Consider the following 9,513-nt stretch of genomic DNA (forward strand, 5'->3'; position numbering starts at 1 on the left):
CTCACCCGTCGTGGGCTCACCAGTCGTGGGCTCACCAGTCGTGGGCTCACCAGTCGTGGGAGTGTCCGGGTTCCGGCTGGGGGGCGGGGGGTTCGTCATCGTCGTCCTTCCGGATGGTGCACATGTTCTCGGCGACGAGCGCGGCGACCACGAGGACGAGCGCCGCGATGAGGGTCGCGAGGACCGCACCCGCCGAGCCTAGCGGCGGAGGCACGGGGCGCGACAGCAGATAGACGCCCAGCCCCGCCGCCACGCCGGCGACCAGCGACCCGACGATGCTCGACGCCTTCGCCAGCACGGCGACCCGCAGCGCGCGGAAGGGGTTGACGGGTTCGGCGCGCGAGCGTGTCGCGGCCGCGGAGCCCTGCGCGGAATCGCGGGACGTGACAGAACGGGTCGCGCGCCGGATGGGCATCGCGAGCAGGATCAGCGCCCCGGCGATCAGCACGAGCAGCACGGGAAGCGTCGTCGCGGGTGTGAAGGTGGGGCGACCCGAGACGGTGAGGGCGTGATCGAGCACGTAGCCGCCGCCGATGCCGAGCAGGGCGACGACCAGCAGCGTGAGCGGGCTGGTGCGCGTCATCAGGCGCGGGCTTCCGGGGCCTCGCTCGTGGACCGCAGCCGGGCGAGCAGGTCCGCGACGCGCCCCCGGCCCGGCAGCACCGCGTCGGCATCGATCGCCAACCATGGTGCGAGCACGAACTCGCGCTCTGCCGCGCGCGGGTGCGGCAGCAGCAGGCCGGCCTCGGATGAGACGACGTCGCCGTAGGCGATGAGGTCGAGATCCAGCGTCCGGTCGCCCCACCGCACGCGTCGGGTGCGGCCGTGCGCCGACTCGATGGCGTGCAGCATCCCGAGCAGCACGCTCGGGGCGAGCCGCGTGGTCACGAGGGCCACGGCGTTCAGGTATGCCGGAGCGGTATCGCTCGGCCCCTCGAGGGTCACTGCGACGGATTCGACCGGATCCGACACCCGAACCTCGTCGACGAGCGGAAGACGGGCGATCTCGGTGACCGCCTGCTCGAGCGTCGCCGCGCGGTCGCCGAGGTTGGCGCCCAGCGCGACCACGGCGGCCACGGGCGTGGCGGATGCGGGGCGCGCCGGGCGGGGCAGGTCCTGGGCGAGCGTGCGACTCATGATCGCCGCTCCCGCCGGATCGTGACCGCGACATCCGCGAAGGGCACCGGGATCGGCGCCTGGGGCTTGTGCACGGTGACCGTCACGGCCGAGGCACGAGGGTGGGCGAGCGCCCCCTCGGCGATCCGCGCGGCGAGCGTCTCGATCAGGTCCACGGGCTCTCCCCCGACGAGGGCGACGACCTGCTCGGCGAGCTCGCCGTAGTGCACGGTCGCCGAGACGTCGTCGGATGCCGCGGCGGGCCCCATGTCGGTCTCGACGATCAGGTCGATGACGAAGTCCTGTCCGTCCTCCCGCTCGTGCGCCAGAACCCCGTGGCGGCCGAAGGCGCGCACCCCGGTGAGCGTGATCAGATCGGTCGCGGTCACGACGTCCTCCCCTGCCAGTGGGCCAGGACGGCGAGGGCATCGCGCGTTGCCCCGGCGTTGTGCACCCGCACACCCCACGCTCCCGCCTGCGCGGCGAGCACGCTCGTCACGGCCGTGGCGAGGTCGCGCCGGGCCTCGTCCGCTGTCGCGCCTGCGGCGTCGGTATGGGTGTCGAGAGCGGTCTGCAGGAACCGCTTGCGCGAGGTGCCGACGAGCACGCGCGCGCCCGCCGCCACGAGGCGCTCCAGGCCCGCGAGCACGGCCCAGCTCTGCGCCGGGGTCTTGCCGAACCCGATGCCGGGATCGACGATCACCCGGTCGCGCGGGATGCCCGCGACATCGGCCGCCGCGATCCGTGCGGCGAGCTCGTCGGCGACCTCTTGCACGGGGTCGGCGTAGTCGGCTCGCGCATACATGTCCGATGAGGGCCCGCGCCAGTGCCCGAGCACGACCTGGGCGGACGATGCCGCGACTTCGCCGAGCAGCTGCGGGTCGGCCAGCCCGCCCGAGACGTCGTTGACGATGGCCGCACCGGCGTGCACCGCGGCACGCGCCGTCGCGGCGTTCATCGTGTCGATGCTGACGCGCACGCCGCGCCTGGCCAGGGCCGTGACGACGGGCAGCGCGCGGCGCATCTCCTCGTCGGCGCCGACGCGCTCCGCGCCGGGCCGGGTCGACTCGCCCCCGACGTCGATGATCGTGGCGCCGGCAGCGAGGAGCGCGTCGGCCTGGCGCAGGGCGGCATCCGGGTCGAGAAAGCGCCCGCCATCGCTGAAGGAATCGGGCGTCGCGTTGACGACGCCCATGATGACCGGGGTCATCGGTGCGTCTCCCGCGCCCGGCTCACGAGCGTCCCCCCGAGATCAACGCCACCAGCTCGGTGCGCGCCGTGGGGTCGGTGAACTCGCCGCGCGCCGCGATCGTCAGCGTCGATGCGTCGGGCTGCCGGTCGCCGCGCATCGTGACGCAGCCGTGCCGGGCGTCGATGATCACGAGCACCCCGCGCGCGTCGAGCGAGTGGGCGATCGTGTCGGCGATCTGCTCACCGAGTCGCTCCTGCACCTGGGGCCGGGAGGCCAGGATGTCGACGACCTTGGGCAGCGCACCCAGACCCACGACCTGTTCACCGGGCAGATAGGCGATGTGCGCGACGCCCCGGAACAGGAGCAGATGATGCTCGCAGACGGAGCGGAAGGCGATGTCGCGCAGCACCACCGCACCCGACGAGAGCGTCTCGGGTTCGGGGCCTCGGGCGACCGAGATCGGGTGGGAGAGCGGTTCCGCCGCATCCCGCCCGATGCCCGAGAAGAACTCGCTGTAGGCCTCGGCCACCCGCTGCGGGGTGCGCCCCAGCCCGGGACGGTCGGGGTCCTCGCCGATGGCGACGAGCAACTCGCGGACGAGCGCTGCGACGCGCTCCGTGTCGACGGCCATGGGACTAGGCGGTGGCCGGCCGGGCGCGCCCCGACGGACGGGCGTGCGGCTGCTTCTCGGACACGGTCTCTTCGTCGCTGACGTCGGCCGCCAGGCCCTCGGGCAGCTGCTGCGGCGGCACCTCGACCGGCGGCTGCGTCGAGACCGGCCGGTTGTCGCTCGAGAGCCACTGCGGGCGCGGCGGCAGCTTCTTGACCCCGCTGAAGATCTGCTCGAGCTGCAGGTGGTCGAGCGTCTCCTTCTCGAGCAGCTCGAGCGCCAGCCGGTCGAGCACCTCGCGGTTGTCGTTGATGACCTGGTAGGCCTCGTCGTGGGCCTGCTCGATGAGGGCGCGGGTCTCGGCGTCGACGCGCTCGGCGACGGCGTCCGAGTAGTCGCGACCGTGTCCCATGTCGCGGCCCATGAAGACCTCGCCGCTGCTCTGTCCGAGCTTGACGGGCCCGACATCCATCGTCATGCCGTACTCGGTCACCATCTTGCGCGCGATGTTCGTGGCCTTCTCGATGTCGTTCGACGCGCCCGTCGTGGGGTCGTGGAACACGATCTCCTCGGCCACGCGGCCGCCCATCGCGTAGGCGAGCTGGTCCTGCAGCTCGTTGCGCGTCACCGAGTACTTGTCCTCGAGCGGCAGCACCATCGTGTAGCCGAGCGCCTTGCCGCGGGGGAGGATCGTGATCTTCGTCACGGGATCGGTGTGGTTCATCGCCGCGGCGGCGAGCGCGTGTCCGCCCTCGTGGTATGCCGTGATGAGGCGCTCCTTGTCCTTCATCACGCGGGTGCGGCGCTGAGGACCGGCCATGACGCGGTCGATCGCCTCGTCGAGGGCGCGGTTGTCGATCAGCTGCGCGTTCGAGCGGGCGGTCAGCAGCGCGGCCTCGTTCAAGACGTTGGCCAGGTCGGCCCCGGTGAAGCCCGGCGTCTTGCGGGCGACGACCTCGAGGTCCACGCCGTCGGCGAGCGGCTTGCCGCGGCCGTGCACCTCGAGGATGCGCTGACGCCCCTTCATGTCGGGGGCGTCGACGCCGATCTGCCGGTCGAAGCGGCCGGGACGCAGCAGGGCGGGGTCGAGGATGTCGGGACGGTTGGTGGCCGCGATGACGATGACGTTGACCTTGGGGTCGAACCCGTCCATCTCGACGAGCATCTGGTTGAGGGTCTGCTCGCGCTCGTCGTGGCCGCCGCCCATGCCTGCACCGCGATGGCGGCCGACGGCGTCGATCTCGTCGATGAAGATGATCGCGGGGGAGTTCTCCTTGGCCTGGTTGAACAGGTCGCGCACGCGGCTCGCCCCGACGCCGACGAACATCTCGACGAAGTCCGACCCAGAGATGGAGTAGAACGGCACCCCGGCCTCACCCGCGACGGCGCGGGCGACGAGGGTCTTGCCCGTTCCCGGAGGGCCGTACAGCAGCACGCCCTTCGGGATCCGCGCTCCGACCGCCTGGAACTTGGTCGGGTCCTTCAGGAAGTCCTTGATCTCCTGCAGCTCTTCGATCGCCTCATCCGAGCCCGCGACATCCGCGAAGGTCACCGTCGGGGTCTCCTTCGACACCAGCTTCGCCTTCGACTTGCCGAACTGCATCACCTTGCTGCCGCCGCCCTGCGCCGACGACAGCAGGAACCAGAACAGCAGACCCAGCAGCAGCAGCGGGATCATCAGCGAGAGGAAGCCGTCGAACCAGCTCGGCTGCGGCACGACGTCGTTGAACCCGTCCTCGGGGTCGGCGGCGTCGATGGCCTCCACGACCTCGGCGGCGCGCGCCGAGACGTAGTAGAACTGCACCTCGGTCGCGTCCTCGTAGGGCTCCGAGAGCGTTAGGTCGACCCGCTGGTCGCCGTCGGTGTTGACGACCTCGGTGACGGTCTCGCCCCCGAGCAGCGTCAGACCCTCCTGCGTCGTGATCTGCTTGGCTCCGCCCAGGCTCGAGATGAGCGTGAAGCCCACGATGAGGAACACCCCGATCAAGAGCACATAGATCAGGGGGTTGCGGGTGATCTTCTTGAAGTCCATGGTGGCGGGGTGGCCCCGGGGCCCTTTCGTCGACGTTCCGCCCAGAGCGGTCGATCCAGGGTATCGCGGGGCGGTTCAGCTCGTCTGTGCATTCGCCCACGGCGTACGCGAGCCCTCACTCCCCCGCATGTCCCGACTTTTCACGCATCCGCGGGCGGGTGGGGTGAAAAGGTGGGACATGGCCCCGTGTCACGAGTAGACGTGCGGCGCGAGCACCGCGACGTCGCGCAGGTTGCGGTACCGCTCGGCGTAGTCCAGTCCGTACCCGACGACGAAGTCGCTCGGGATGTCGAAGCCCACGTAACGGCAGTCCACGTGCACCTTCATCGCCTCGGGCTTGCGCAGCAGCGTGAGGACCTCGACGGATGCGGCTCCGCGCGAGGCGAAGTTCTCGAGCAGCCAGTGCAGGGTCAGGCCCGAGTCGATGATGTCCTCGACGATCAGCACGTGCTTGCCGTGCAGGTCGGTGTCGAGGTCCTTGCGGATCTGCACCACGCCGCTCGAGCGCGTGCCCGCCCCGTAGGAGGAGATCGCCATCCAGTCCATCGGCACGACCATCGGCAGCGCCCGGGCGAAATCGGCCATCACCATGACGGCGCCCTTCAGCACGCCGACCAGCAGCAGATCCCGGCCCTCGTAGTCGCGGGCGACCTGCGCCGCGAGCTCGCCCAGCTTGTCGTGGATCTGCTCCTCGGTCACAAGGACGTCGGTGAGGTCGTCGGCGATATCGGCGGCGCGCATGGGACGAGTTTAGGACGACGCCGGGCCCGGGAAGATCACCCGGCTCAGGTCATCCCGCCGCCTGCACCACCACGCGGTCGCCCTCTCGGCGCGCCCGGCATCCGGGAAGGTCGATGGGACCCTGTCCGTGCCAGTCGGTGGCGAGCCGTGCGACCTCGAACGTCTGCGCACGGGTGAGGCTGGCCCCGAACTCGCTCGAGACGACGAGACGGATGATGCGGTGGCGCAGGGCGGCGGGGTTGGCCTGCAGCGCCCGCACCGAGATCGCGATGCCGGCCTCGGCGTGCTCGACCACATCCTCGATCACCTCGTCGATCAGCTGCGCGAACGCGTCGTCGTCCTCCCGCAGCTGCTCCGCTGTGCGCGCGAGGGCCTCGGCGACACCGGGCCCGAGCTCGACCTCGAGCACCGGCAGCACGCGCTGTCGCACCCGCACGCGTGCGTAGGCCGCATCCGCGTTGTGCGGATCGTGCCACGGTTCGAGAGCCTCGGCCCGGCAGGCGTCGAGCGTCTGCGCCCGTCGCACTCCGAGCAGCGGCCGGATCCATCGGATGCCGCCGCCCACGCGCGCCGGCGCCATCGCCTTCAGGCTCGCGGTACCCGACCCGCGGGCCAGCCCGAGCAGCACGCTCTCGGCCTGGTCGTCCAGCGTGTGCGCGATCAGCACGGCACCGGCATCGCGCTCGCGAGCCACCCGCGCGAGCGCGCCGTACCGGGCCTCGCGCGCGGCCGCCTCGGGTCCGCCCGCCTCGCCGACGACGACGCGCGCGACCTCGGCGTCGAGCCCGAGCTCACGCGCCTGGCTCGCCGCACGGGCGGCGACGTCGGCCGATCCCCCCTGAAGCCCGTGATCGACGGTCACCGCCGTCACCGCGATCCCGAGCCGGGGCGCCTCGAACGCGACGGCGGCCGCGAGCGCGAGCGAGTCGGCGCCGCCCGAGAGGGCCACCACCGCGCGATCGATCCCCGCGTCGGTCAGCGCACGCCGGGCCGCCAGCCGCACGGCCGCGACGGCGGGCGAGAGCGGGTCGCGGACGGGCACACGCTCACGCTACCGTCAGCGCGCGGGTGCACCCCCGATAGGCTGGTGCGCGGCATCCGAGCCTCATCACCCACCCGTCTGCACCGAGGAGCACACCCATGGGCGCGTACGACGCAGTCATCGAGATCCCGCGCGGCAGCCGCGTCAAGTACGAGGTCGACCACGGCACCGGCCGGGTCTTCCTCGACCGCGTGCTGTACACGACGTTCGGCTACCCGAGCGACTACGGGTTCTTCGAGAACACGCTCGGCGAGGACGGCGACCCGCTGGATGTGCTCGTGCTGCTCGACCACACGCTCTTCCCCGGCGTGCTCGTGCACGTGCGCCCCGTCGGCGTGCTGAAGATGAGCGACGAGGCGGGCGGCGACGACAAGGTCGTCGCCGTGCTGTCCAAGGACCCCCGCTGGGCGCACATCCAAGACGTCGACGACATCCCCGAGTACACCAAGAAGGAGATCGGGCACTTCTTCGAGCACTACAAGGACCTCGAGCCCGGCAAGTGGGTCAAGGTCGACCAGTGGGCGGATGCCGCCGAGGCCGAGCGTCTCGTGAGCGAGGCCGCGGCCCGCTTCGAAGAGCACGAGGGCCAGACGCGCACCCAGGGCGAGGGCGAGTCACCCAGCACCGTGTGAGGCGCGGACGGCGTCAGATCGAGACGCCGCGCTGGGCCATGAACGGCTCGGGGTTGATCCGGCGACCGTTCTGCACAACCTCGAAGTGCAGGTGGCACCCCTGGGAGAGACCCGTGCGGCCCTCCCTCCCGATCAGCTGCCCCGCCGAGACTCTTGAGCCATAGCCGATGACAAGGGCCGACATGTGCGAGTAGGTGGTGATGATGCCACCGCCGTGGTCGATGCGGATGTGGTTGCCGAACTGTCCGTTTCCCGTCGCAAACACGACGCGGCCCGCCCCGGCCGCGAAAACGCCCGCGCCGCAGCCCGTGGCCATGTCGGTGCCGTTGTGGAAGCCGGTGCACCCGTAGCCGGGCGTGCAGATCGTCGGTCGAGCACCGTAGCGCGAGGTCGACCAGCCGCCTGAGGGCCGAGCCCATCCGGAGCCGCTGGTCTGTCCGCCGCCACCACCCGAGCTGCCGCCACTGGATCCGCCGCCTCCGCCCCCGGAGTTGTTGGCCGCTTCTTCCGCCTCGCGCCGCTTCCGTGCCTCCTCTGCCAGGCGACGCGCCTCAGCCTCGGCCCGTCGTCGTGCGGCCGCTTCGGCGCGCCGGCGGGCCTCGACGCCGGCCTCGTACCCGGCGACCGTCTCAGCCGTCTCGTCCTGCAGCGCAGAGAGCTGCGCCTCGAGGACGATGAGGTGCTCGGACTGTTCCTCCAGCGCCTGCTCGGCGGCGAGGGCCGCCTCCTGCGACGCGACCATCTTCTCCTCGGCCACCTGCTTGAGCCGGTCCCGCTCGTCGCGCGCGACCTGTGCCTGGTCGCTCAGCGACTGGGCCGAGTCGCGGGCGGTGATCGCCTCGGCGAACGTCTCACGGTTGCGCTCGAGCACTTTGTCCATCGTGCCGAGGCGCCCCAGCAGGTCCTCGGCGCCGTCGGGCGAGCCCGAGAAGAACAGCTCGAGGGATGTGTCGTCACCGCCGTCGCGGTACAGCTGCGACGCGACCCGCCCGGCCCGCTCCGATGCCGCAATGGCCTCGGCCGCCTGCGCATCGGCCTGGGACTGCAGATCCTCCGCGCGCGCCGCGGCGGCGTAGAAGGCCTCCTCGGCCTCGTAGAACTCGTTCGCGGCCTGCTCGGCGGCGGCCTGCGTGCGGGCCACGCGCTCGGTGAGCGACGCGATCAGACCCTGGATGCGACTGACCTCCGCGGCCTTCGACGACTGGTTGCGCTTGGCCTGCTGCACGTCGTCCCACGACGGGTAGTCGGCGGCGAAGGCCGGCAGAAGCGGTCCCGCGACGGCGCCCACAGAGCCGAGCGCGAGCACCCCGAGGGCGCCCATTCCCAGCATCCGTCGGCGCGAGACGGGTCGACGCGGCCTGCCGAGCGCGGTCAGTTCATCGCCGGTCGGCGCGCAGCCGCACGCCGGATCGGCGTTCGTCCGTTCAACGGGGGTCCGTTCGGCGGGCACGCCGCGGCTCGTTTCAGACACGACGCCCTCCCCGACTACGAGTCGACAACATGGATCACACTAAGTAACAACTTTCCCATGCGCAACGATTCACGGCGAACTCGTGCGCTCCGGCGCGGCGCGCCTCGGTCAGCCTGCCCGGCATGCACCGCTTCGTGTCCCAGGCGCGCGGCCGGATTCGCGAATGGACCATTCAGCGCGTATGCTTTATCGTCGGTAGGCGTGAGCCCCGCAGGTTCGCCCCCGGCCCCATCGTTTAGCGGCCTAGGACGCCGCCCTTTCACGGCGGTAGCACGGGTTCGAATCCCGTTGGGGTCACGAGAAAACTGAATAAGCATGGCCCTGTAGCGCAGCTGGTTAGCGTGCCGCCCTGTCACGGCGGAGGTCGCGGGTTCAAGTCCCGTCAGGGTCGCTCTAAGCGACGGGCCCTTTTTCGAGAGGGCCTTTCGTCTAGGTCGCGGCACCCGTGCCGCGAGGCTCTGTAGCTCAGTTGGTAGAGCGTTCGACTGAAAATCGAAAGGTCACCGGATCGACGCCGGTCGGAGCCACTGAGACCCTCTCCTAGCTTCTACATGGAGGGGGTTTCTTCGTTTCAGACGTCGATACCGTAGCCGCATGGTCGGGTTATCGGCCAGAAAGTGTGGATGGGGCGGGCGTGTCAGTAGCGTCCTGCCCATCCTGATCTGAGCCAGAGTCCT

Annotated in this window: 10 protein-coding genes and 3 tRNA genes; 4 read left to right on the forward strand and 9 right to left on the reverse strand. The window is 71.0% G+C overall.

What is annotated here, in order from left to right:
* Window positions 1-46: 46 nt before the first annotated feature.
* The 8 genes from M4I32_RS13605 to tilS form a co-directional block, all read right to left on the reverse strand.
* On the reverse strand, window positions 47-583 hold the full coding sequence (locus M4I32_RS13605; RefSeq protein WP_319035023.1) for a DUF3180 domain-containing protein: 537 nt from the start codon (window positions 581-583) through the stop codon (window positions 47-49).
* Window positions 583-1,137 carry a 2-amino-4-hydroxy-6-hydroxymethyldihydropteridine diphosphokinase gene (gene folK / locus M4I32_RS13610; RefSeq protein WP_319035024.1) on the reverse strand — a complete coding sequence of 185 codons (555 nt, stop codon included), beginning with the start codon at window positions 1,135-1,137 and terminating at the stop codon, window positions 583-585. Before folK ends, M4I32_RS13605 begins: the two co-directional genes overlap by 1 nt.
* Window positions 1,134-1,505, reverse strand: coding sequence for a dihydroneopterin aldolase (folB, locus tag M4I32_RS13615; protein WP_319035025.1), 372 nt, complete (start codon window positions 1,503-1,505; stop codon window positions 1,134-1,136). Before folB ends, folK begins: the two co-directional genes overlap by 4 nt.
* Window positions 1,502-2,326, reverse strand: coding sequence for a dihydropteroate synthase (folP, locus tag M4I32_RS13620; RefSeq protein ID WP_319035026.1), 825 nt, complete (start codon window positions 2,324-2,326; stop codon window positions 1,502-1,504). Before folP ends, folB begins: the two co-directional genes overlap by 4 nt.
* Before the next feature lie 22 nt (window positions 2,327-2,348).
* Window positions 2,349-2,939, reverse strand: a complete 591-nt coding sequence (gene folE, locus M4I32_RS13625) for a GTP cyclohydrolase I (RefSeq protein WP_319035027.1) — start codon at window positions 2,937-2,939, stop codon at window positions 2,349-2,351.
* A 4-nt stretch (window positions 2,940-2,943) separates the two neighbouring features.
* A complete protein-coding gene (ftsH, locus tag M4I32_RS13630) occupies window positions 2,944-4,950 on the reverse strand; it encodes an ATP-dependent zinc metalloprotease FtsH (protein WP_319035028.1) in 2,007 nt (668 codons plus the stop codon).
* A gap of 189 nt (window positions 4,951-5,139) precedes the next feature.
* Window positions 5,140-5,691 (reverse strand): hypoxanthine phosphoribosyltransferase, encoded by a 552-nt coding sequence (hpt, locus tag M4I32_RS13635; protein WP_319035029.1) that lies wholly within the window; start codon window positions 5,689-5,691, stop codon window positions 5,140-5,142.
* Between the two features lie 49 nt (window positions 5,692-5,740).
* Entirely contained in the window at window positions 5,741-6,733 is a 993-nt protein-coding gene (gene tilS, locus M4I32_RS13640; RefSeq protein ID WP_319035030.1) for a tRNA lysidine(34) synthetase TilS, read from the reverse strand.
* 98 nt (window positions 6,734-6,831) lie between these two features.
* Here tilS and ppa point away from each other — a divergent pair, with 98 nt between their 5' ends.
* The gene (gene ppa / locus M4I32_RS13645; protein WP_319035031.1) at window positions 6,832-7,365 is read left to right on the forward strand and encodes an inorganic diphosphatase; all 534 of its coding nucleotides are present in this window, start codon (window positions 6,832-6,834) and stop codon (window positions 7,363-7,365) included.
* Between the two features lie 13 nt (window positions 7,366-7,378).
* On the opposite strand, the gene M4I32_RS13650 is transcribed toward ppa, so the two are convergent.
* Window positions 7,379-8,836 (reverse strand): M23 family metallopeptidase, encoded by a 1,458-nt coding sequence (locus tag M4I32_RS13650; protein WP_319035032.1) that lies wholly within the window; start codon window positions 8,834-8,836, stop codon window positions 7,379-7,381.
* 224 nt (window positions 8,837-9,060) lie between these two features.
* Here M4I32_RS13650 and M4I32_RS13655 point away from each other — a divergent pair.
* The 3 genes from M4I32_RS13655 (at window position 9,061) to M4I32_RS13665 (ending at window position 9,363) form a co-directional block, all read left to right on the forward strand.
* A tRNA-Glu gene (locus tag M4I32_RS13655) sits at window positions 9,061-9,133 on the forward strand.
* Window positions 9,134-9,153: 20 nt separating this feature from the next.
* Window positions 9,154-9,227, forward strand: a tRNA-Asp gene (locus tag M4I32_RS13660).
* Window positions 9,228-9,290: 63 nt separating this feature from the next.
* A tRNA-Phe gene (locus M4I32_RS13665) sits at window positions 9,291-9,363 on the forward strand.
* Window positions 9,364-9,513: the final 150 nt, after the last annotated feature.

It is taken from the genome of Microbacterium sp. LRZ72, from assembly GCF_033792225.1.
GTDB lineage: Bacteria > Actinomycetota > Actinomycetes > Actinomycetales > Microbacteriaceae > Microbacterium.

Excerpts from the sequence above, each read along its gene's own strand:
- M4I32_RS13605 (WP_319035023.1), bottom strand. The coding sequence starts at position 583 with ATGACGCGCACCAGCCCGCTCACGCTGCTGGTCGTCGCCCTGCTCGGC.
- folK (WP_319035024.1), bottom strand. The coding sequence starts at position 1,137 with ATGAGTCGCACGCTCGCCCAGGACCTGCCCCGCCCGGCGCGCCCCGCA.
- folP (WP_319035026.1), bottom strand. The coding sequence starts at position 2,326 with ATGACCCCGGTCATCATGGGCGTCGTCAACGCGACGCCCGATTCCTTC.
- folE (WP_319035027.1), bottom strand. The coding sequence starts at position 2,939 with ATGGCCGTCGACACGGAGCGCGTCGCAGCGCTCGTCCGCGAGTTGCTC.
- ftsH (WP_319035028.1), bottom strand. The coding sequence starts at position 4,950 with ATGGACTTCAAGAAGATCACCCGCAACCCCCTGATCTATGTGCTCTTG.
- hpt (WP_319035029.1), bottom strand. The coding sequence starts at position 5,691 with ATGCGCGCCGCCGATATCGCCGACGACCTCACCGACGTCCTTGTGACC.
- ppa (WP_319035031.1), top strand. The coding sequence starts at position 6,832 with ATGGGCGCGTACGACGCAGTCATCGAGATCCCGCGCGGCAGCCGCGTC.